Below are 23,725 nucleotides of genomic sequence, written 5' to 3'. Positions count from 1 at the left end.
GAAGCAATATTTACAAAGAATGTCATTACATTTCTTGAGGAGCAACCATTCCTAATAAATGTAAGCATTCCTGGATGACAAGTGTCGTAGCATACACTAACGAAAGTCTGCTCTCTTTTTCCTCATCCTCTGTCAAGAATTTCTCATGGCCGTACCAACTGTTGAAGTTTTGACAAACATCCACAATATACTTTGCAATAATGGAAGGGTCGAACCCCCCATAAGCTTTCTCCAATGTCACTGGAAACTCATATAGTCTCTTTGAAAGATTCCAGGAATAGTCATCATTAAGTCCTTGGGATGGAGCAATCCCTTGAGCAGACCAGGAAGCTTTTCTTAAAATGGAGCATGCCCGGGCATGGGTATATTGAACATAAGGGCCGGTTTCCCCTTCGAATTTGAGCATATCTGCCAATGAAAATTCAATGGAGTTCAAGCGATAGTTTTTCAGATCGTGAAAGATGATGGCGCCGACTCCTACAAGTCTTGCAATCTCCTGCTTGTTCGATAGATGAGGATTCTTGGCTGCGATATTGCTTTCTGCAAGTTCAATAGCCTCTTGAATCACTTTTTCCAGTAGTATTACTTTTCCTTTCCGGGTGGACATTTTCTTGCCATCCTTCAATAAAAGGCCAAATGGGATATGGTGCATATCCTCGGCCCAGCTTTCTCCCATCTTTTGAACAACAGATTTTACTTGTTGGAAGTGGACAGTCTGTTCTTGGCCGACGACATAAAGAGCTTTTGCAAAGTTATACTTCTTTTTCCGATAAAAAGCGGCAGCCAAATCCCGGGTTGCGTAAAGTGTTGCGCCGTCCGATTTTCTGATCAAGCAAGGGGGCAGGGCCAGGCTTTCATCCAGTTCGACCACCTCGGCACCGTCGGATAGGGTTAATAGTTTCAACTCTTTTAAACGATTGATGATAGTCTCCATTTTATCGTTATAAAATGCTTCCCCGTTAAAGGAATCAAATTCGATGCCGAGCAGATCATAGATTCGCTGGAATTCATGGAGAGAGTCCTCGCGAAACCAATTCCACAGGGCCAGAGCTTCCTCATTTCCGTCCTCCAATCTTTTGAACCATAGCCGTCCTTCGTCATCCAATGACGGATCGGTTTCGGCTTCCTGATGGAACTTCACATACAACTTTAATAGTTCAGGTATTGGGTTTTCCCGGACGGCTTCCGCTGACCCCCATTTTAAATAGGCGGCAATAAGCTTTCCAAACTGAGTACCCCAGTCTCCCAAGTAGTTGATGCGGACCGTTTGATAGCCACATTTCTCCAGAATGTTTGCTAATGAATTGCCGATAACCGTGGATCGCAGGTGTCCCATGGAAAATGGCTTGGCGATATTGGGAGAGGAAAGGTCGAGTACTACGTTTTCTCCTTTACCAATTTGAAGATTTCCAAAATCTTTTCCCGAATTAATAATGGTTGAGACGATTTCCTTCTGAACCTTCTCTTTATGCAAAAAGAAATTGACATAGGGGCCAACTGCTTCTGTTTTCATCACCCATGGATGATGAATCATGGATGAAAGGGAGGATGCAATGGCAGGTGGTGCCTGTTTTTTTATTTTGGCAAGGTCGAATACCGGGAAGGCAAAATCTCCGTGCTGCGCGTACTTTGGCTTCTCGATTCTACTGGCAATCTGATCAATCGTCAGTTCCGGAAATGCATGCTGAATTGATTCAGCGATAATCTGTTTGATGTTCATAATAACTAGCACTCCTTTTTTAAAATATAAAAAAGCCCGTCACTTCAAATTAATGAAGAGACGAGCATTGTAATCCCGCGGTACCACTCTTATTGCTTTTCCCATAATGAAAAAGCCGCTTTTATCCGCTATAGGGGATAAACCGATCCATTTCCAAAGTGCGCTTCCCTTATCGCATCGCATTAGGCTCCCACCGTCCCTAACTCGCTATTGTCCCGCCGATAAGCTACTCTCTTTTTCATTAATGGCTTTTAGATGAATTTTTATTAATTATAAAGATTTTTATTAAAGTTTCAATAGATATTATCGCTTGAGATTATTTTTCCTTGTGAGCTGATTAGTTGAAAAATCAATCGTTGGAGGAACGAAGATGTTCATCATTTCATCCAGTTCTTGACTTAATTTTATCGTTTCATTAGAGGTTAAACCTGTTTTTTTAGCAGTTTGCATCATCTGGTTGCGCTTTTTTTCTACTGCAAGTTGAATAAGTTTCATCATGTTCACTCCCTCTAACGATATATCCAATTATAAAGGAAAATTAACTGTAAGAAAATAGGTTATGTGTAAAAAGGAGGTATTATCGTAAAAAACTTCGTAAAACGAAAAGAAGCATATATTGTACATCTTTAAATAAGGGACGTACACTCGAAAAAGATAGGTTCATCACTTCTTTTGTCGATAGGCAGGGATTGGGGGAGGTATCGGCGAAAAATGATTTATAAGGCTAGGAAAAAAATAATGGTATAGTAAGTTTTTGTTGCAAATACAATGAGCCAAGGGGGATTGTGCGATGAAAACGAAAGTGGAGAGTTTGGAAAAAATGAATGTGTACGCCAATGAAATGGTTAGGCTATTGGTAAAAGACGAGGTAGTGCTGCAGCAGGACCAGCTCAGGAAAGCACTTGAAAATGTCCTTCGCGCCATGGTGGATATGACCAATATTCAATTGGTCCGTGAGAAAGATGCCCTAGCGACGCTTCAGACCACTTTAACGAGGATGAGAATAGCGCATAATGGCTTATTCCCATATGCATCCAGTTGCGTTCAAAGTAAGATTCACTTAGGAAAGACACTAGAAGTACAAAAAATAAGTATTCCTACAAAATAAGTAACATGGACCATATGCTAACTGCATGTGGTCTTTTGATTTTATTAGGGAATAGTAATCCTTCGGATGTAAGAGTGTACAACGGCATTGAATTCGTCCGGGAATTTTGTGGGAACCTGGTGTTTGGCTTTTCCGATATAAATAACTTGCGTCTCGGGGTGGAGAGCTTTGAATTCATTCTGATAGTGGTGGACATAGTAATCCCTTTGTCCATACACAAGCAGAATCGGTGCTTTGATATCAGCGATTCTTTTTGTGCAATCATACCTCATTCCCTCTTGATACATCTGATAAAGAATATGGGCATTTGTTTTATTTATGTAAGTTTCCAGTTCCATTCCGAATTCCTTTGTGTAGGCGTGGGCATTTCCGATAACTTTTGCTAAAAGCGGTACAGCATGAAGCTTTGCCGCAAGAATGCCAAGAAGAAACTCTCCAAATAATAGGGAGGAATTAACTTTAGGGAAAGCCCCGACTAGTATGAGCCCCTTTGCAAGACTTGGGTAAGTGATTGCAAATTCCATGGCAATGGATGCCCCATTTGAATAGCCTATCAATATCAATCTATTCAGTTCCAACTGCTGGCAAATATCGTAAATGTCTTGAGCGAGTAATGGGAATTGTATTTTCTTTTGGTTGCTGCCGCTTTTACCGTTTCCTCGCAGATCCAGGAGCAATAACCGATATCTCTTCGCCAATGGGAATTGGTGAGTGAATGTAATATGCCCCATTCCTGGAGGGTGAATAAAGACAAGCGTGAGGGGCCCACTTCCTATAAGACGGTAGTAGATATCGACATTATCCCTTGTAGTAGCATATGGCAAAAATGCTCACTCCTTCTGAGATTATTCAGTGTAATAATGCAAGAGTATCTCTCTTACGAGTAGTCCAAATATAATTCCAGGTATGACAAAAACCATTGGGAGCCATACAGGTCCAAGAATTATTCCGTACACTTTAATCTTCGCTGAAAGCATAAGGCCTACAGTGACAAAGTAGGCACAGCTTACAAATGGCAGGTAGGAAAAAGGCGCACTTCCACCACCGGCATCCTTATATGCATCCCACATCGCAAAAAAGTACAAGCAAGGATAGAACATCAACCACAAATAGTTTGCATCTTCAAAAGCCCGCTTGATTTCACCATTGAAACTATACATGATTATGGAGTTGAAGTTGGCTTGTACATTTATGAGTACCTCTAAAATAATGAATGTAATGCCCTTGACATACCGCTTGTTCAATAATTGACCGAATCCTGGTAAGGCAATGCTCCATAACAACCTTTCCAAAGACTTATTCATCGTACAAACTCATTTTATTGTAATTCCAGAACCGTGCCTCAGAACAATTAAACTCCTGCGGATGTGAAATTGCTATTCTATTTTGGGTATTAGGCAGGGATGTAATCATTGCTAATATTCCTCCAACCAACACTTAATCTACACTTATGCTAGCCTATAGTTGCGTAAATTATGTTTATTTATGATTTTAAAATAAAAAACGCAGAGAAAATCTCTACGTTTCATACATCACCCGTTATTAACAAAGGTAGGCTGCACCTATAATCACTAGAAGAATGAACAATATGATGAATAATGTGAAACCAGATCCATGATGATCGCATCTTCCGCCATCTGCTTTACTCATTAAACGTATCTCCTTTCAAGCTAAGATACGATACTTTATGTTACAAACACCCATGATGTATGGGCATATGCCCTAGATATTGGAACTCTTTTCGGTGATTGTAATAGGACAGAACCCTCAAAACATAAAAGTAAATAGCGATATCTTTGCTAGTGCAAGGGAGGGAATGCCATGATTAAAAGAATAAATAAGCTGCAGATCGAATTGCCGATGCCCAAAAGTCCAGATCCGAATGGAGCGGCAGCGGTACAGGAACTGCTTGGCGGGAAATTCGGGGAGATGTCCACCTTGAATAACTACATGTTCCAATCTTTTAATTTTCGTAACAAGAAAAAGCTGAAACCCTTTTACGATCTGGTGGCAAGCATTACTGCCGAGGAATTCGGACATGTGGAACTTGTGACAAATACAATAAATCTGATGCTGAAGGGTGTAACGTATCCTGCGAACCCAAATGCCGCCCCTTTGCGGAATACAAAAGACCTTCGGAATACCCACCACTATATCGTTAATGCACAAACAGGAATGCCGGCTGATTCGATGGGGCGAGCATGGACAGGGGATAATGTATTTAACAGCGGTAATCTCGTTTTAGACTTGCTGCATAATTTCTTTTTGGAGTGTGGGGCAAGAACCCATAAGATGAGGGTGTATGAGATGACAGATAATCCCGTAGCAAGAGAGATGATCGGGTATCTCCTTGTAAGAGGAGGGGTTCATGTCGTTGCCTACGCAAAAGCCCTGGAAATTGCAACAGGTGTGGACATAACGAAAATGGTTCCCATTCCTTCTTTGGAGAACAGGGCATTCGAAACAACAAGGAAATTTGAAGCAGAAGGAATCCATCGAAAGCTTTACACTTTTAGCGAAAATGATTATAAAGATGTCGCGCTCATTTGGAAAGGCAGACATCCGGAAGACGGTGGTAAGCTTGAAGTAATTCAAGGTACCCCCGAAGGAGGTCCAATCCCCGATCTGGAAGATCTTCCGGAGGAGTTTGCGCCTGGAATATCACCGGAAGATTTTATGGAAATTGCAAAAAGACTGCAGCGTTCAGCTGGAATATGAGTTTGTAACTCCTGGGTAAGATCCCAGGGGTTATTTTATATACATATAATGGGATTTAAGGAAAATAAATTAGCGTTATTTGTTGGAAAATTCGTGCTAAGATAATTTTGTATTGATTAACAAATTGTGAGAATAGAGGAGAATTGTACATCATGAAAAAGAAAATCATGGCAGGAGCCCTTGTAACGACATTCATGTTTTCCGGACAAGCTTTTGCATCTGACTATATTGTGAAATCTGGAGATTCACTTTGGAAAATAGCAAACAACAATGAGGTTTCCATAAACGAGCTGAAAACTTGGAACAGTCTTTCCACAGATGTCATTTATCCTGGGCAATCCCTGAAAGTAACTGCAGAAAACGTCCAAGCACCGAGCAGTACATCTTCCAATGGAACCTATACAATTAAATCAGGGGATTCCTTGACTGCCATTGCTAAAAACCACCAAACAACATTAAGCAAACTGCTGAGTTTAAATCCTGCTATCAAAGATGTTAATCGCATCTATGTTGGCCAAAAAATAACGGTGCCAAACGGTTCTGCACCTGCAAGCAGTACACCAAGCCAACCAGCACCTGTTCAGGAATCAAGTACATATACCATTAAAAGTGGTGATTCATTATCATTAGTGGCACAACGTCACCAAATCACCCTAGTGGCATTATTGAATGCCAACCCATCCATCAAGGATGCAAACCGGATTTATGTAGGACAAGTCATTACTATTCCGGGTGCAGGACAAGCTGTACCTGTAAGCGGCGATACTGATTGGCAGACAAAAGCAAACGCCATCATTGAAAGCGGGAAGAAATATTTAGGTGCCGGCTACCTTTATGGTGCATCAACAACAAGAATAGATGCATTTGATTGCTCCTCTTTCACTTTAAGGGTATTCCAGGAAAATGGGATCAACCTGCCAAGAACATCTGCTCAGCAAGCGAATGTCGGGAAAGAAGTTCCGCTATCCCAAGTGCGAAAAGGGGACTTGATTTTCTTTGACACAGACGGAAATGGCACAATCAATCACGTTTCCATCGTTGTGGACGCTACCACCATTCTGCATTCTGCCACTTCAACCGGAGTTGCCTATGCAACCATGAATACTTATTGGAAGCCACGAGCGGTGAAGGCAATAAGGGTTTTCTAATTTAGAGATAACTTACGCTTACGCAAGAAGGAGATAAATGAAAACCATCTCCTTTTTGCATGGGTATTTTTCCTCCGTCACAAGACGTAGATGCCATCCTTACTAAGTGGGAAAAAATAATAGATGAAAGAACGAGTGTAAACCATTCTGCAGTACGTATTTATCAAATCCAGTTCATTCTATAATTTGGTTATAACAAATTAAAGGGATGATGGAGGATGAAAACAATGCTGTCACTCATTTTCGGTAGTAAAAAGAATCCGAGCTATCCAAGCAAGCATGCTTCAATAGATGAGAAAAGAAGAGAAATTTTCGCTAAATTTTTTTACCTTAACAAATATTGAGGAGGAAAAAAAGAAGTCGCAGGTTCTGCGGCTTCTTTTTGTATAATGGTAATAGAAATTTTAATGAAATAATGAGATTTTTTTAAAGCTCATCCCGTTATACATAATGAAAGTCAGATGTGAAGTGAGGTTAGAGGATGCAGGACGATTCCTATTATATAAAAGAAGTGCTACGAGGGGATAAGCAGGCCTATTCCTTTCTTATCACCCGTTACAGCAACAAGCTTTATGCAGTCATTTTAAGAATGGTCAAAAACCCGGAGGATGCAAAAGACCTGGTACAGGAATGTTTGATCAAGGCCTATTCACAGCTTGAAAAGTATGAAAGCACAGGAAGCTTTGCAAGCTGGCTGTACCGTTTGTCCATTAATCATTGCATGGACCAGTTCCGGAAGAAGAGGTTTCAGCTAGTGGAGCTGCAGGAGGAATCTGATCAATCAAACTTTGCAAATACACCTGAGAGCAAGTATTTGCAAAAGGAAAAATATGAACATTTGGAAAAGCTGTTGGAGCTTTTACCACAGGAAGACAGAATGATTCTTCTATTGAAATATACGAGAGATCTGAGCTACGAGGAAATCAGTGAACTTGTAGGGCAGCCCATCAGTACAGTAAGGAATAAAATTCACAGAGCAAAGAAAAAGATGAGAAAAGAACTTATGCAGCAGAAAGGGGGGTATTTTCATGAAATGCTTTAATTTTGAAACACTTACAGCATACTTTGATGGCATCCTGGAAGAGACAGAATCCAAAATGGTGGAAAAACATGTGGAGTTCTGCCCGATGTGCCGTGAAGTGCTGGAGGCTTTGAAAAAGGAAGAAGCATTTCTGATTGAGGCCATCCATGCACCGAGACTACCGCATGATTTTGATCAACACGTACTTAAAGATCTAACTCCATATCCAAGTCAAAAGAAAAAACATTCATGGAAATATCAGTTTCTGACAGCCTGCAGTATTGTATTGGCATTTGGGTTGGGAGCTTCGATGTATCCCGAGCTTGAAAATTTATTTGGGGAAGGGTCTACAGTCGCTGAACCGGTGAAGCAGGAGGAAGTAAATGCTTTGTACAGTGTGGAGCACAATGGTGTAACATTCAATATCACAGAAGTCAGCGCAAGCCCTGTCAAAATAGAAATTTTTTATGAAATAGAGCCTACAGAGGAGATGCGGGAAAGATTCAGAGATAATCTGCTGGATAATGAAATGAATAATGTTCTGATGTCCAAGGACTATGAGTTTCCTTCCATTTTCCTTAAAACTGTGAATGGTGAAGAAGTCCCTTTTAAAAACCTGGATTTTACGAAACCAGATACTTGGAATGGATCGATAATTTTGTATCCTCAAGATGAAACTCCCAATCATTTAGCAGTTGACATTGAAATCAATGAAATAATGGATGAAAAGGGAGATTGGTCTTTTTCGATACCTATAGATATGACAGAATCCAAAAAAGAAACCACTATGCTGAAGTTAGATGATACGCTTGGAATAGAAGGTCTATATAAATTGCAACTGCTTGAATGGATAAATGCACCAAATGCAAAAATACTGACGTTCGAGTCAACATTTTCCGATGAGGAAATGGCCAGGGTTCAGAGTCACATGAAGGGGCGTGAAGAACTCCACGTCTGGCTTGAGCCTATTTACAATGTAAAAACTGAAGCGGGGAGGGAATTGACTTACAGTGGTGCCAGCGTCTCATCCACCAACGGCAATCATTTTCTGATGGAAACGGAATTCAGATTAACGGAAAGAGGGGAAAGGCCAGCTGAAAATAATAAAAAAGGAGAAAAACATATTTTTGAGCTGAACGGATTTTCAGTGAAGGAACCAATGGTTGCGCAATTTAACCTGGATATTGAACAGGGAACGCACATATTGGACGATATGGCGACTGATGAATGGATCCTTACCGGCTATACGGCAAAATTGATCAACGGGGTGCTGAAAGTGAAGGTAACTGGAAAAAGTGGCATCGAACATGTAACGACACTCGGCTGGAAGCGACCTGGACAGGATACTGACACAAACTTTACCTCTATAAATGATGAAGGAGGATTTGAACTGGAATTTGAAATGACAGGTGCTACGGACAGTGTCCAAACAGTGACCATTGATTTTCTTTCCATTGATAAAACCGTGTTACTTCCTGAACCGATGAAAGTTCCTTTGGATTAATGAAAAAGGCAGAAGTAAACCATGGAATTCAGGTTTGCTTCTGCCTTTTTGTAAATGTTCGCATAATTCAGTGAAAATAAGGAAGAGAATGGTATAATAGGTAGAGAGATAAATACAAGTCACCGAGAACTATGTAAAAGGGTGGAAATTGGCATGATCGAGGAAACAGTGAAGGTTAAAAGTATTTTAGATGGCAATAAGGATGCATATGATTCTATCATTGAACGATATAAAAACAGACTGTATGCCGTAACTCTCCGGATGGCAGGTTCAGAGGACAAAGCGGAAAGATTGGTGGAAAAAAGTTTTATCATTGCCTATGAAAGGCTTGCCTTGTATGAAGAGAAGGAGTTCTTTTCCGATTGGCTTTATCGCCAGACCCTTACATACATCAAAACGGAAGTAGCTTCTTTCGGAATAACTGCCCCTGAGGATTATATCCAATTTTACAATCCTCGTTTTCTTGAAATAGAAGAAGCCATTACAACGCTCGAGAACAAAAAGCGTTTTGAATTTCTTCTACATCATGCTCTTGCAGAAACCCCTGAAAAGCTTGCCCTGTTCCTGGATGAACAGGTAGATGACATTAAAGGGAGATATCAGCAATCCTTGAATCATGTAAGAGATAGATTGATAGAACTAGATACGGAGAAAGGCAGTAAAGAATGCCTTTCCGTCTATCAGCTTATTCAATATTTTGATGAAGATATTAAGGAAGCGGAAAAAGAAAAAGTCGAGGATCATCTGGAATTTTGCCCTTCCTGCAGAGAAATCCTGACAAGCTTGAAGGCGGAGAAAAGAGGCTTGGAGGATGTCATCCATTCACCTAAATTGGAAGAGGATTTCAATAGGAGAGTACTGAACAAACTTACTCCTTATGTGAAAAAAGTACCAAAGCACCGCACCTGGAAATACCAGCTGGGGGTTATAGGCATCATGGCTGCAGTTTTCATGATAGGGGCTGTCGTGGTACCTAACCTGAAGCCTTTGGCGAATAAAGTGGCTACTTACATAGAGTATGGCACCATCTTAAATGTCTGGACGGAAGGCACATACAAGGCAACGGATAAGGATGTGTCTTTTGAAGTGAAAAGTGTGGATATCGATCCATTACATATGGTGGTCTATTATGAGGCCAAAAGGAAAGATCAAATCATTCCTAATTTTATGGATTTTGATATATACGAGCCCAATGCAGTGGAGCTTATCGATGAAAAAGGAAAGAAATATCCGATTGAAGTGTCTCAGCCGTTAGGCAGTATGTTCTATACACCGCAGGGGAGTGAAATGAATGAAAAAGAAGAAGCAGAGCGCCATTCATTTGTCATCAGGGCAGTAGAAGAAGAGAAGCTTCCGGATAAATTTACTCTTAAATTCAACTTCAGAAGAATGCAGGGTATTACAGGAAACTGGGAAGTGGAAGTGCCGATCAGGTATGATAAAGTGGAGGATAACCTCAAGGTTGTGGAATTGAATGAGGTGAAGGAGATTGATGGAAAGATAGAGGTTGAGTTCCTCACGATGATCTATGGAAAACATGGAAGCCGGTTGACGTACCATGTAAGATTGAAGGAAGAGGAAAAGAAGCGGTTGGAAAATCTTTTGAAGGAAACAAGAGATGGTGATCCTGTTCTGGAACGCTATCAAAACGCCTACGCGGACATTCAATTGCTAAATCAGGAAGGCCAATATATGGTTCCACTCTACTATCACTCTCAAATGATGGAATGGACACCTGGTGAATTGATCACTCAGGACTACTCCCTTTATCATTATGACTATGAAAAATATGAAAATCTCGGAAAAGCATCGGCGAATGGCCCTTACTTCGCCGATGTCAGGAATATTCATTACAACGAGCCTTCATTTGTCTCACTTTCCCTCCCTTTGGAGGAAGCTGAAGACAAACCGCTCAATATTGAACTGGAAGGTTTGACTCTGAAGGATTTGACTGTAAGGCATAAAGAGAATGGGGATGATGACAAAAGCTATCAAATCCTAATAAATGCAGTTAAAAATAAGGGGAAAAGTGAAAAGCAATTCAATTGGAATGTAGTCGGAGAAAACGGGGAGTATCTGGAGTTGCATTATATGGGTAATCATATACCTGCAGACAAAGAAGGAGAATTTGAGCTGCTTAATGCGGAGATATTCCCTAGAGGCATCCAGAACGAGATGGAAAAAGTCACTCTAAAGGCAGAAGGTGCCTTTAATATCTATAATTTTGATGAAGGTGAATTAAGAATCCCGTTGTTTGAAGAAGATTAGAAAAAAGCTGAACCAATCGGTTATCTTTTTAACCGGTTGGTCCACGTTGTGAGGGTTTAAAAAATAAGGAAACACTTCACAGTTTACAGGTTGAACAAAGTTATGTATATTATGTTTAAGTGTTTAAACATTTAAATTAACGAACGGAAGGGAAGATAAATAGATGAATACACAAACAGTATTAATTACAGGTGCTTCAAATGGCATAGGAAAAGAGCTTGCGTACCATTTTGCAAGAGATAAGTACTCCTTGATTTTAGTAGCGAGAAGTGTGGATAAATTGGAAATGCTGGCAGCAGAGCTTAGGGAGAAATATGCGGTCGGGGTGAAAGTGAAAGCTAAGGACATATCCAATGAGGATGCCATCCATCAATTGGCACAAGAGATGAAGGACGAAAATGTAAAGGTAGATGTACTTGTAAACAATGCAGGATATGGATTATACGGTGATTTCGTGGAGACGGATGTAAAGGACGAACTCGGAATGATCGACTTGAATGTTCGAAGCCTTACCCTTCTCTCCAAACTTTTTTTACCCGGGATGCTTGAGAGGGACCGTGGTGGCATTCTGAATGTGGCATCTGTTGCTGCATTTATGCCCGGACCGTTTATGGCCGTATATTATGCGACGAAAGCATTTGTTCTCTCCTTTTCAGAAGCATTGGCAAATGAAGTGAAGGGAACAAATGTTACAGTGTCTGCATTATGTCCAGGACCTACTGAAACAGGTTTTGGAGACAGGGCAGATTTAGGGAAATCCAAGCTGTTCGACGGTTCCTTGTCATCAGCGGCAAGTGTTGCACAAGTTGCATATCAGGAGTTCAAAAAGGGGAAAGTGATTATAGTGCCAGGATTGCAGAACAAATTCCTTACCAGACTGATCCGCTTCCTTCCAAGAAAAGCAGTAACCAATATTGTTCGAAGCGTGCAGGCAAAAAAATAGAAGATACTGTCCGAAGCTGCCAATTTCTTGGTATACTATAGGCAAAGATGCAGGATGAAGGTGTTGGACTATGAATCAGCGTGCTATTCAAACTTTCCGGGATTGTATCCCTTTATTTCAGGTGCTTGCCGATGAAGCGAGACAGGATATCATCCTTCTGCTTGCTGAACAGGAATCGCTTACCGTGAATGAAATTGCGGAGAGTTCCCGGTTATCAAGGCCGGCTATCTCCCACCATTTGAAAATACTTAGAGACAATAAGCTGGTTTCCATAGAACAGAAAGGGACACAGCGAATTTATTCCCTGACCCTCGATACCTCGGTCAATATGCTCAGAAACTTGATCGAGCTTGTGGAAGAAGAATGTTTATAGTTTGTCTATTTGGAAAGAACCGCGATTTTTGATTGCGGTTCTTTTATTTTTCATATATCACCACAATTGATATTACTTCCATATTGGAGAATCAAATACGTTACACAGAATAAAGTAAGCGCTATAATAAAAGTAAATACATACTTCTGAAAGGACGTGCACCTATGGAATTGAATCTTAAAGGGAAAACGGCACTTGTACTGGCATCGAGCCAAGGATTGGGCAAAGCGATTGCCACGGCTTTTGTAACTGAAGGGGTAAATGTTGTACTGGCAAGCAGGAATGAAGAAAAACTGAATGAAGTTCAAACTGAACTCGAAAATCTTCAGGGTGGTCAGGTGAGGTATATTCAGACAGATATTACACAGCCTGATCAGATCAAACAAGCAGTGCAGCATACGATAGATTCTTTTGGGCAATTGGACATCTTAATAAATAACGCTGGTGGTCCTCCTGCCGGTACGTTTGAGCAGATAACAGACGAGCAGTGGCAGCAATCTTTTGAATTGAACCTATTAAGCTATGTGAGAATGATTCGTGAGGCACTGCCACATCTGAAGAAAAATGGCGGGAAGATTATCAATATAGCGTCATCGTCTATCAAAGAGCCGATTCCAGGTTTGCTTTTATCCAATACTTTCCGGACAGGGATTGTCGGAATGACGAAAACGTTGGCTAGTGAGCTGGCGAAGGACCGTATCCTCATTAACACGGTGGCACCAGGCAGAATAGCTACGGACCGAGTTGCGTTCCTGGATGAAGTCAACGCGGAAAAGCAAGGGATCACAAAAAGTGAAATGGAAGAGAAAATGAAAAATACAATTCCTCTTGGTCGATACGGGGAGCCGGAAGAGTTCGCAAAGGTCGTTACCTTCCTTGTATCTGATGCCAACAGCTATATGACCGGAAGCTCCTTCCTTGTGGATGGCGGGATGGTCAAATCGATATAACGGTGAAGAGAAGGGAAAATAGGAATAGATGAAACATTTATTACTGCTTATAGTCATCGGTTTTGCGATTGGAATTGTTCTTGGCTTCATGAATATTGCCTTTAATTTCTGGATTTTTGTCGCACTTCTTGTTGTTGCATTTTTTGCTTTATCTTTTCAGGACATCCGTTTCATGTTTCTTTCAAAAGATGTGGAACGAATGGAAAAGTACCTGCAAAAGAAAAGGGATGAGCCATACTACGGCTTCATTTTGGAGCTCGCGAACGGAAATCTGCCTGAAGCGAAAAAGCAGCTGGAAGACCTTGAAAAGAAGTGGAAGGGTAAAAAGACTGCAATATTCCGGGCTCAGTATTATTTGCGTGTCGGAAATATCGTAAGGGCTAAAGAGGAAGTTGAATTAATCGACCAGCCGGATATGAAGAACTATGTCCTTGCCGCCATTGCCGCTATGGAAAAAGATGAAGCAAAGGTGGAAGAGTTAAAAGGAAGGCTCAAAAAGGACTGGATGAGGCATGTGATTGAAACAGAGAGAGCCAAGAATAAGAAAAATTTTTCTTTGGCAAAGGAAAACAAGGAACAGGCTCTAGCATCGACAAAAGGGCTGCAATATTTTATGATCCATAAAGAATATGAAAATCTATAACTTGACAGGAAAGCTTATTCAACTTTACACTTAAACTAGTTGATAGTTGTTAGAAAATTTTCAGTATTGAGGAAAATGCATATGGTCTTAGCTCTAGAACGCAGAATTGGAAAGATTGCCGTGCTGCTCTCGATGAGTACGGAAAAAGATGAATTTATTTTTACTCTTCCGGAGCATTGGGGTACCTGTGTAGGGAAAGTTGGCTCGATGGATTCCCAAAAGGTGGTTGCTGCTATTGAAACCGCAGCCAAAAGGGAAGGAATCATCAAATCCGATGGCTATCGGGAAACACATGCTCTCTACCATGCGATCATGGATGCCTTGAGCGGCGTAACACGAGGTCAGGTTCAGCTTGGTTCGGTGATGCGTACAGTAGGTCTTAGGTTTGCTGTGGTAAGGGGAAACCCGTATGAAGAGTTGGAAGAGGGCGACTGGATTGCAGTTGCGCTTTATGGGACAATTGGTGCTCCAGTGCGAGGGTCGGAGCATGAGACAATTGGACTTGGCATCAATCACATTTAAATAGAAACTATGCCCATAGTTGCTGATTTATAGGGGGCTGTACTTTAATGGACGTTTAACGTTTGTTAAAGTGCGGCCCTCTTTTGTGTATTTATTGAAGATTAGAGAGGGATGATTCATGTGATTATATTAAATGGGCAATCGTTGACTTTAGAGAAAATGAAGGCGATTTTGTTTGATAAGGAAGAAGTAACTTCATGTAAGGATGCAATGCAGCGAGTAGTTGGAAGCCGTGCAGCGGTGGAAAATATAGTGTTGGACGGGGAAGTGGTCTACGGCATCACTACTGGATTCGGGAAATTCAGTGATGTGCTGATTCCGGTGGAAGAGACCGAAATATTGCAGAAGCATCTGATACATTCCCATGCATGCGGGGTTGGTGAAGCTTTCTCTGAAGTGATTGGAAGAGCGATGCTTGTACTCAGGGCAAATGCTTTATTAAAGGGCTTTTCGGGTGTAAGGCCTGTAATCATTGAGCGCCTGATGGAGTATGTAAATGAGGGGATCCATCCGGTCGTCCCTCAGCAAGGCTCACTCGGGGCAAGCGGAGATCTGGCTCCCCTATCCCATCTTGCACTGACACTGCTCGGAGAAGGAGAAGTGTTTTATCAGGGAGAAAAGGTTCATACGAGTGTTGTATTGGCTAAAAAAGGAATCGTGCCCCTTGAATTGAAGGCAAAAGAGGGTCTGGCACTCATTAATGGAACCCAGGCAATGACGGCTGTCGGGGTGGTGGCATATCTGGAGGCTGAGAAACTTGCATTTCAGGCGGAATCGATTGCTGCGCTGACATTCGAAGGTTTGGAAGGGATTGTCGATGCATTGGACGAAGATGTGCATCTTGTAAGAGGTTATCCGGAACAGGTGGAAGTGGCTGCAAGGATCAGAACCCTTTTACATGGGAGCAAGCTCGTAACAAGGCAGGGACAGAAGCGCGTACAGGATGCGTATTCACTAAGGTGCATCCCACAGGTGCATGGTGCATCATGGCAGGTACTCGGCTATGTGAAGGAAAAGCTTGAGATTGAAATGAATGCAGCGACAGATAATCCGCTGATTTTCGGTGACGGTGAAAAAGTAATCTCAGGTGGAAACTTCCACGGACAGCCGATCGCTTTTGCAATGGACTTCCTGAAATTAGGTATGGCGGAGCTTGCCAATATATCAGAGCGTCGGATAGAACGATTGGTAAATCCCCAATTGAACGACTTGCCGCCATTTCTTAGTGCCAAGCCGGGACTTCAATCGGGAGCAATGATCATGCAATATTGTGCAGCATCTCTGGTGTCAGAGAACAAGACACTGGCACATCCAGCAAGCGTTGATTCCATTCCCTCATCGGCTAACCAGGAAGACCATGTAAGCATGGGTACCATAGGAGCAAGACACGCCCATCAGATCATAGCTAATGTCAGGAGAGTCCTGGCCATCGAATGGATGTGCGCCATGCAAGCTGTAGAATACCGAGGAGTTCACCTTGCTGCCCCACTCATGCAAAAATGGCACCATGAAGGAAGAGGCATCGTCCCAAGCATCATCGAAGACCGCATCTTCTCCAAAGACATCGAAGCCCTCACCGAATGGATGCAATATCGGGGGAGCGTACTGTGTGGAACGTGAAATTCCTGCAGGGGTCTGGCCCCCATCACGAAATAATTTTTAATACTGTAAATCTCAAAGCCTTTTAAGATGAAATTTAAACAAAATACAATCTAATAAATGGGAGGATGAGGAAGGATGGAAAAAGTAAATGTGATTAGAGCACCTCGTGGCAATGAGTTGAATACAAAGGGTTGGGTGCAGGAGGCTGCGCTGCGGATGCTGATGAACAATTTGGATCCTGAGGTTGCAGAGATTCCGAGTGAGCTTGTGGTGTACGGAGGGATAGGGAAAGCAGCACGAAATTGGGAAAGTTTTGATGCGATAGTCGCTTCTCTGAAGGAATTGAAGAATGATGAAACGCTCCTTATCCAATCAGGTAAGCCTGTTGCTGTATTTCGCAGTCATGAAGATGCTCCGCGTGTACTTTTGGCCAATTCGAACCTGGTTCCAAAATGGGCCAATTGGGAGCACTTCCATGAGCTGGATAAGAAGGGCCTTATGATGTATGGACAAATGACAGCCGGAAGCTGGATCTATATCGGGACACAGGGGATTCTACAGGGTACCTATGAAACCTTTGCGGAAGCGGCAAAACAACATTTCAACAATACGCTAAAAGGCACCATCACTGTTACTGCCGGACTTGGTGGAATGGGTGGGGCTCAGCCACTGGCAGTCACCATGAATGGCGGAGTCTGTATTGCGATTGAGGTGGATGAACACCGCATCGACCGAAGAATTGAAACGCGATATTGCGATGTGAAAATGACAAACCTGGATGAGGCTATCAAAAAAGCTGAAGAGTATAAGGCTGCAGGCAAGCCATTATCAATAGGTCTTTTAGGGAATGCGGCAGAAATCCTGCCGCAGCTTGTGTCCAAGGGATTCACACCTGATCTATTAACAGACCAGACATCTGCCCATGATCCGCTAAATGGTTATATTCCTGTTGGGGTGACTTTGACAGAGGCGGGCTCTCTAAGAAACTCCGAGTCTGAGAAGCTGGTGAAGCTTGCGAAGGAAAGCATGGCCATTCATGTAAAGTCGATGCTTGAGCTCCAGGAAAAAGGGGCAATCACCTTTGATTACGGGAATAATATCCGCCAGGTCGCGTTTGACGAGGGAGTGAAGGACGCCTTTAACTTCCCTGGATTCGTGCCAGCCTTTATACGTCCTCAATTTTGTGAAGGGAAAGGCCCATTCCGTTGGGTGGCGTTATCCGGTGACCCAGAGGACATCTTTAAAACGGATGAAGTCATTTTAAGGGAGTTTGCAGATAATGAGCACCTATGCAACTGGATTAAAATGGCGCGGGAAAAGGTGGCTTTCCAAGGGCTTCCTTCACGTATCTGTTGGCTAGGATATGGTGAACGTGCCCGTTTCGGCAAAATCATCAACGAGATGGTAGCAAGTGGGGAACTGTCCGCACCGATTGTCATTGGACGTGATCATCTTGACTGCGGCTCTGTGGCGTCGCCAAACCGGGAAACGGAAGCAATGCTCGATGGCAGTGATGCAGTGGCGGACTGGCCGATTTTAAACGCTCTAATCAATGGAGTGAATGGTGCGAGCTGGGTATCAGTCCATCATGGCGGAGGGGTCGGAATGGGATACTCCCTCCACGCAGGAATGGTAATAGTCGCCGATGGAACGGAAGCGGCGGCAAGAAGACTTGATCGAGTATTAACCTCCGATCCGGGGATGGGTGTAGTCCGTCATGCTGACGCTGGATATGAGCTTGCCAAAAAAGTGGCGAAAGAAAAAGGTGTTCACATACCATTGTTGAAGGAGAGTGAATAAAAAATGCAGCTTGACACTCTATTAATCAATTGCGGCCAACTTCTGACAATGGATCATGACTCCCCGCATGCCAAAGGGGAACAGATGAGTAATTTGCCACACATCCAGGATGGGGCAATCGGGTGGAAGGACGGCATCATAGCATTTCTCGGCACTTCTTCGGAAGCAGAAGGTCTAGAAAGCTCAAAAGTGATAGACTGTCAGGGGATGCTCGTTACACCTGGACTGGTTGATCCACACACCCATCTCGTTTTCGGTGGATCAAGGGAGCATGAAATTGCCTTAAAGCAGCAGGGCGTGCCATACTTGGAAATCCTTAAGCAGGGTGGGGGAATCCACTCCACCGTAGAGGCTACACGAAATGCTAGCTTTGAAGATTTATATGATAAAGCGACATTCCATCTTAAAAGATTAATTAGTTATGGCATCACCACAGTAGAAGCAAAAAGCGGCTATGGTTTGGAGAAGCATGCTGAATTGAAACAGCTGGAGGTCGTAAAAAAGCTGAAAGAAAACACAAGTATGGAGATCGCCTCCACATTTTTGGGTGCACATGCGATACCTAAGGAGTACAAGGATAACCCGGACGAATTCCTTCTCGAAATGTCAGAGCTTTTTCAGGAAATAAAAGAAAAAAAACTTGCCGAGTTTGTGGATATCTTTTGCGAGGAAGGCGTCTTTACGATCGAGCAATCAAAAAGATTCCTCGAACTAGCGAAAGAGGCGGGCTTTTCAGTGAAAATTCATGCGGATGAAATAGTCTCACTAGGCGGAACGGAGCTGGCCATTGAACTCGGAGCAGCCTCCGCTGATCATCTTATCGCAGCGTCGGAGCAAGCGGTGGAATTGTTCGGCACCTCAGATACAGTAGCTGTTCTCTTACCTGGAACTACCTTTTATCTGAATAAAGATTCCTATGCGAAAGCGCGTGAAATCATTAATGGTGGGGGATCGGTTGCGCTCGCGACAGACTTTAATCCTGGGAGCTCTCCAACGGAAAACATCCAATTCATCATGAACCTTGCCATGCTAAAGCTGAAGATGACATGCGAAGAGATCTGGAACGCTGTAACGGTCAATGCAGCCAAAGCCATTCATAAGGACGATGTGTCCGGCAGACTTAAAGTCGGTCGAAAAGCGGATGTGGTGGTATGGAATGCTTTGAACTATCAATACGTCCCTTATCATTATGGGGTGAATCATGTGCATACCGTTTTCCAAAATGGCCTGGAGGTAGCAAAGGGAGGTGCCTATCTTGAATAGTCTCCCTTACATGCAAAAAGCAGGTGGACCAGCATTTATGGACCGGCATTTTCCGAAGGCAGCGGAGCTTCTGCAGTCGTGGGACGGGAAGGAGGCGGTGGAGGGACTCGCACTGATTGGAGTGCCTCTTTCCAAGCCTTCCATCAGCCATTCAGGTGCAAGTTTCACGCCTGGCGTGTTTCGAAGGTTGTTGCAGTCCTACTCCACTTATGCTGTAGAAGATGAGACTGAGCTACTTTCATCGCCAAAGCTGTCTGATATGGGAGATATCGTCATGCATGCTACAAATGTGGAGGAATCCTACCGCAGGATAGAAGAGACGGTATCCTCCTTGATGGATGCGAATCCATCCTGCCTTCCGATTTTTATTGGAGGAGATCACTCTATCACCTATTCCACACTCAAAGGTCTCTCAGGAAAAAAAGGGACGGTGGGTGTCATCCTATTTGATGCACATCATGATCTCCGCAATACAGAGGACGGGGGACCGACAAATGGTACCCCTTTCCGAAGATTGCTGGAAGCGGACTTGCTGAAAGGGGAGAATCTAGTCCAGATCGGGATTAGAAATTATTCCAACAGTGCATATTACCACCAGTATGCACGTGATCAGGGCGTGACAATTTTCTCGATGGCTGATGTGAAAAAACAAGGAATCGCTCAAGTTATGACGTCTGCCATACAATACTTGGAGGATAAGGTGGATCATATTTATGTCTCCGTCGATATAGATGTACTCGATCAGGCATTTGCACCGGGCTGCCCAGCGATAGGACCGGGTGGGATGACAAGTGATCAGATTCTTGAGGCCATCCATCTATTAGGGACGCGGGAGAAGGTGTGTGGCCTTGATATGGTGGAAATTGATCCAACCATAGATTTTAGGGATATGACGACTCGAGTGGCTGTGTTTTGTCTTCTTGAGTTTATGCGTGGGCGTGCATCTATGTAAAAAAGCTTTGGCCGTTGTTGGCCAAAGCTTTTCATATTTACTTCTTCCACAATTTGTACAAAGCTTGAGTACCGCTGTTTTCTTCGCCGTTTTGCGATAATTTCACATACATTTCCTTTGCCAGTGCCAATCCCGGTACATTTAATCCCATCCGCTCCGCTTCATCCAGTGCGATCTCCATATCTTTGATGAAGTGCTTCACGAAAAACCCCGGTTCATAATTATCGGCAATGATTCTAGGAGCCAGATTGCTTAGTGACCAGCTCCCTGCCGCCCCGCTTGAAATGCTCTTCAGCACATCTTCAGGATTCAAACCTGCCGCTTCTGCGTAGGCAAGCGCCTCACAAACTCCGATCATGTTTGTAGCGATGGCTATTTGATTGCACATTTTTGTGTGCTGCCCGGCTCCGGCACCACCCTGATGGATGATGTTTGATCCCATTGCCTCAAAGACCGGAAGGCATGCTTCAAAGGAAGATTTGTCTCCACCAACCATAATCGTCAGTCTTGCTTCCCTAGCGCCTATATCCCCACCGGAAACCGGGGCGTCCAAGCTATGGAGTTGACGCTCCTTTGCTTCTAGAAAAATCTGCTTGGCAAGGGTCGGGGTGGAAGTGGTCATATCGATGACAAATGCTCCACTTTTAGCATTTGCAAGGATCCCTTCTAGGCCAAAATACACTTCCTCCACATCCTTGGGGTATCCGACCATCGTAATAATATAGTCTGCTTCCCCCACAGCCTCACCAGGACTGCCTGCCCAACTGGCCCCCTGTGCCAAAAGAGCCTCCGCCTTCTCTCTTGAACGAGTATACACAACCACATCATAGCCTCTACTAATCAAATGGCCTGCCATGCTGCGCCCCATCACACCAGTACCAATAAACGCGACCTTCTTCGCTTCTACATTCATGTTCAAATTCCTCCCGGGGTCTGGCCCCCTATTTAATTTTTGTTATCAATGTTTTTATTATTATACCAAATGTGTGCTTTAGGGCTATATTGCTATAGTTTAAATCTTGTGGAATTTAGCAATTAAATAATAGAAATACGCTTTTGGGAGTTGGTGAGAGAGTTATAATGTGTGTTTATGTTTAATTTGTTATAATATTTAGAAAAATAAAGAATTTTGTAGTATAATAGGGAATGTTGGAAATAATACACATCATTCAAGAAATGACAAATAGATTGATAGAATTAGAAGGGAGGAAAAACGTTGGAAAAGCCTAACTCTTTGTTGAAAAAAGGAAATAACCAACAAGTAGAATCCATTTCAAAAATTCATCTCATCATCATCATATCTCCGACAGGCAACATACAGTACGCCTCTTCCTCATGTGCCTCATTACTTGGTTTTCACAAGCATGAACTTATAGACACAAAGTTGGAAGACTGGATACATACAGAGGACCTTTATTTAATAGAGAGTTTGATTTACCAACCTTCCCACCAAGCACAATGTTTTTTTCGAATGAAAAGGAAACATTCAGGATTTGTTTGGATGGAAGCCCTACTTTCAGAAATACAAGATCCCGCACAGGAATTTGAAAAAGAAATTGTACTGAAACTGTCTCAAACAATGGATATAGGTAGTGAATCCCCAAAACAGTCTAACTTTATATTGAAGACCGAGGGTAATGGTCAGGAAAATAGCAAGAAGGTAAATGAAAAAAAAGAATTAAAAGAGAAAGAAGAAGGCTACTCCGCTTTTGACTTGATTGAGCATCTACCAAATGGGCTTTTTTTAACGGTCGATGGGGTCATCAAATATGTCAATGAAACAGGAACAAGAATGCTTGGTGCCTGCCAAAAAAGCCAGTTGATCGATACTTCAGTCTATGACTACATTGAAGAGACTTTCCATGATATTGTAAAGCAGCGGATCAGATCGGTACAGCAAGGCTTTCGTGTAGGACTCATGGAACAAAGGTGGTATCGCTTGGACGGAAGAATGATAGAAGTGGAAATAATTTCGAATCAGACGATGTACAAGGGGCAGCCAGCTTCCTTTGTGATGCTGATGGACATTTCGCATCGGAAAAACTTCCACAAGATATTGCAGAATAGTAGAGAACGTTTTCGGATGCTTGTGCAAAACTCCATTGATACGATAGGGGTCATTTGTGAAGAGAAATGGACATTCATCAACGAGTCCGGAGTGAAGATGCTCGAAGTGGACAACTATGGGGAACTGATCGGACAAAGTGTCTATCAAAATATTGATAAAAACGACTTTCAACACATATGGAAGACGATACATGCTCATACCAACGGGAAAAAACTGCCTGCCTTTGAACAGGAATGGACTACTATGAAGGGGCATAAGCTCTACACAGAAGTGGTAGGGATTCCTACTACGTATCTTGGGAAAAATGCGATGCAGGTCATCATTCGTGATATTACCGAGAAAAAGCAGGCAGAGGCAGTGATGCTTCAATCGGAAAAGCTGTCTGTTGCCGGCCAACTTGCTGCTGGGATAGCGCATGAAATACGAAATCCACTGACCGCTATAAAAGGGTTCTTTAAACTCCTTGAGCGGGAAATGGACCAAAAGAAGGAGTATTTTCATATCATTGAGTCGGAATTGAGCAGAATTGAATTGATTCTTAGCGAACTTCTGTTACTTGCTAAGCCTCATAAGGTCCGTATTCAACAAGTTTCCTTGGATACGTTGCTTAAGGATGTCACGACCCTACTCGAGACACAGGCTATCATGAATAATGTCTGGTTTGAAATGAAGCTTGATGCCAAGGACCCGTATATACAATGTGATGACAATCAAGTGAAACAGGTGTTCATCAATCTCATTAAAAATGGAATAGAAGCAATGCCAGAAGGTGGAAACATCTTCATTGAAACAGAGGATGATGCGGAAGAAGTAATCATCCGCATCAGAGACGAAGGCAAGGGCATCGCGGATGAGGTGATTTCCCGTTTAGGGGAGCCGTTCTTTACCACCAAAACCACCGGAACAGGACTCGGGCTGATGATCACCTTCAATATTATCAAGAACCATCATGGCACTGTCAGTGTCAAAAGCGAAGTGGACCAAGGGACCACCTTTGAAGTTCGTTTCCAAAAGTTTGAAGACTAATACTTTTGTACTAACTAATATATTCCCTTTTACTAATAGTCTTTTGACTCCTTTTTCATTACGATAGATATGTGCCAATGCGGTACGAGGAACTCC

Annotated in this window: 22 protein-coding genes; 16 read left to right on the top strand and 6 right to left on the bottom strand. The window is 42.8% G+C overall.

The window, feature by feature from the left end:
- Positions 1-25: 25 nt before the first annotated feature.
- Both argS and ABN702_RS12045 read right to left on the bottom strand, forming a co-directional pair.
- Complete coding sequence (gene argS / locus ABN702_RS12050) at positions 26-1,720, bottom strand: arginine--tRNA ligase (RefSeq protein ID WP_417897099.1); 1,695 nt, start codon at positions 1,718-1,720, stop codon at positions 26-28.
- Positions 1,721-2,023: 303 nt separating this feature from the next.
- On the bottom strand, positions 2,024-2,218 hold the full coding sequence (locus tag ABN702_RS12045) for an aspartyl-phosphate phosphatase Spo0E family protein (protein WP_417897098.1): 195 nt from the start codon (positions 2,216-2,218) through the stop codon (positions 2,024-2,026).
- Positions 2,219-2,510: 292 nt separating this feature from the next.
- Between ABN702_RS12045 and ABN702_RS12040 the strand changes: the two genes are divergently transcribed.
- Positions 2,511-2,828, top strand: coding sequence for a hypothetical protein (locus ABN702_RS12040; RefSeq protein ID WP_417897097.1), 318 nt, complete (start codon positions 2,511-2,513; stop codon positions 2,826-2,828).
- 44 nt (positions 2,829-2,872) lie between these two features.
- On the opposite strand, the gene ABN702_RS12035 is transcribed toward ABN702_RS12040, so the two are convergent.
- The 3 genes from ABN702_RS12035 to ABN702_RS12025 form a co-directional block, all read right to left on the bottom strand.
- Positions 2,873-3,652: an alpha/beta fold hydrolase gene (locus ABN702_RS12035; RefSeq protein ID WP_417897096.1), complete on the bottom strand. Its 780-nt coding sequence runs from the start codon at positions 3,650-3,652 to the stop codon at positions 2,873-2,875.
- 21 nt (positions 3,653-3,673) lie between these two features.
- Positions 3,674-4,132, bottom strand: a complete 459-nt coding sequence (locus tag ABN702_RS12030; protein WP_417897095.1) for a hypothetical protein — start codon at positions 4,130-4,132, stop codon at positions 3,674-3,676.
- 238 nt (positions 4,133-4,370) lie between these two features.
- On the bottom strand, positions 4,371-4,478 hold the full coding sequence (locus tag ABN702_RS12025) for a YjcZ family sporulation protein (protein ID WP_417897094.1): 108 nt from the start codon (positions 4,476-4,478) through the stop codon (positions 4,371-4,373).
- A 171-nt stretch (positions 4,479-4,649) separates the two neighbouring features.
- Between ABN702_RS12025 and ABN702_RS12020 the strand changes: the two genes are divergently transcribed.
- From ABN702_RS12020 to hutG, 14 genes are all read left to right on the top strand, one after another.
- A complete protein-coding gene (locus ABN702_RS12020; protein ID WP_417897093.1) occupies positions 4,650-5,546 on the top strand; it encodes a manganese catalase family protein in 897 nt (298 codons plus the stop codon).
- A 152-nt stretch (positions 5,547-5,698) separates the two neighbouring features.
- A complete protein-coding gene (locus ABN702_RS12015) occupies positions 5,699-6,694 on the top strand; it encodes a LysM peptidoglycan-binding domain-containing protein (protein ID WP_417897092.1) in 996 nt (331 codons plus the stop codon).
- Between the two features lie 481 nt (positions 6,695-7,175).
- A complete protein-coding gene (locus ABN702_RS12010; protein ID WP_417897091.1) occupies positions 7,176-7,736 on the top strand; it encodes an RNA polymerase sigma factor in 561 nt (186 codons plus the stop codon).
- A complete protein-coding gene (locus ABN702_RS12005) occupies positions 7,723-9,219 on the top strand; it encodes a hypothetical protein (protein ID WP_417897090.1) in 1,497 nt (498 codons plus the stop codon). The genes ABN702_RS12010 and ABN702_RS12005 overlap by 14 nt, the downstream gene beginning before the upstream one ends.
- Before the next feature lie 153 nt (positions 9,220-9,372).
- Complete coding sequence (locus ABN702_RS12000; protein ID WP_417897089.1) at positions 9,373-11,487, top strand: zf-HC2 domain-containing protein; 2,115 nt, start codon at positions 9,373-9,375, stop codon at positions 11,485-11,487.
- A 163-nt stretch (positions 11,488-11,650) separates the two neighbouring features.
- Positions 11,651-12,430: an SDR family NAD(P)-dependent oxidoreductase gene (locus ABN702_RS11995; protein ID WP_417897088.1), complete on the top strand. Its 780-nt coding sequence runs from the start codon at positions 11,651-11,653 to the stop codon at positions 12,428-12,430.
- 70 nt (positions 12,431-12,500) lie between these two features.
- Positions 12,501-12,803 carry an ArsR/SmtB family transcription factor gene (locus ABN702_RS11990; RefSeq protein ID WP_417897087.1) on the top strand — a complete coding sequence of 101 codons (303 nt, stop codon included), beginning with the start codon at positions 12,501-12,503 and terminating at the stop codon, positions 12,801-12,803.
- A gap of 164 nt (positions 12,804-12,967) precedes the next feature.
- Positions 12,968-13,753, top strand: coding sequence for an SDR family oxidoreductase (locus ABN702_RS11985; RefSeq protein ID WP_417897086.1), 786 nt, complete (start codon positions 12,968-12,970; stop codon positions 13,751-13,753).
- A gap of 28 nt (positions 13,754-13,781) precedes the next feature.
- Positions 13,782-14,396 (top strand): hypothetical protein, encoded by a 615-nt coding sequence (locus ABN702_RS11980; protein WP_417897085.1) that lies wholly within the window; start codon positions 13,782-13,784, stop codon positions 14,394-14,396.
- 81 nt (positions 14,397-14,477) lie between these two features.
- Positions 14,478-14,918 carry a hut operon transcriptional regulator HutP gene (gene hutP, locus ABN702_RS11975; RefSeq protein WP_417897084.1) on the top strand — a complete coding sequence of 147 codons (441 nt, stop codon included), beginning with the start codon at positions 14,478-14,480 and terminating at the stop codon, positions 14,916-14,918.
- Between the two features lie 120 nt (positions 14,919-15,038).
- On the top strand, positions 15,039-16,538 hold the full coding sequence (hutH, locus tag ABN702_RS11970; protein WP_417897083.1) for a histidine ammonia-lyase: 1,500 nt from the start codon (positions 15,039-15,041) through the stop codon (positions 16,536-16,538).
- Between the two features lie 117 nt (positions 16,539-16,655).
- Positions 16,656-18,320: a urocanate hydratase gene (hutU, locus tag ABN702_RS11965; RefSeq protein WP_417897082.1), complete on the top strand. Its 1,665-nt coding sequence runs from the start codon at positions 16,656-16,658 to the stop codon at positions 18,318-18,320.
- Positions 18,321-18,323: 3 nt separating this feature from the next.
- Positions 18,324-19,583, top strand: coding sequence for an imidazolonepropionase (gene hutI, locus ABN702_RS11960; RefSeq protein ID WP_417897081.1), 1,260 nt, complete (start codon positions 18,324-18,326; stop codon positions 19,581-19,583).
- Positions 19,584-19,593: 10 nt separating this feature from the next.
- Positions 19,594-20,535: a formimidoylglutamase gene (gene hutG / locus ABN702_RS11955; RefSeq protein WP_417900889.1), complete on the top strand. Its 942-nt coding sequence runs from the start codon at positions 19,594-19,596 to the stop codon at positions 20,533-20,535.
- 37 nt (positions 20,536-20,572) lie between these two features.
- On the opposite strand, the gene ABN702_RS11950 is transcribed toward hutG, so the two are convergent.
- On the bottom strand, positions 20,573-21,448 hold the full coding sequence (locus ABN702_RS11950; protein WP_417897080.1) for an NAD(P)-dependent oxidoreductase: 876 nt from the start codon (positions 21,446-21,448) through the stop codon (positions 20,573-20,575).
- Between the two features lie 303 nt (positions 21,449-21,751).
- Here ABN702_RS11950 and ABN702_RS11945 point away from each other — a divergent pair, with 303 nt between their 5' ends.
- Positions 21,752-23,629 (top strand): PAS domain S-box protein, encoded by a 1,878-nt coding sequence (locus ABN702_RS11945; protein ID WP_417897079.1) that lies wholly within the window; start codon positions 21,752-21,754, stop codon positions 23,627-23,629.
- Positions 23,630-23,725 lie beyond the last annotated feature (96 nt).

It is taken from the genome of Bacillus haimaensis, assembly GCF_048270625.1.
In the GTDB taxonomy this organism is placed as follows: Bacteria; Bacillota; Bacilli; order Bacillales; family Bacillaceae_I; genus Sutcliffiella_A; species Sutcliffiella_A haimaensis.
Note: the sequence above shows the minus strand (reverse complement) of the source record. Positions and strands in the feature narration are given on the sequence as shown.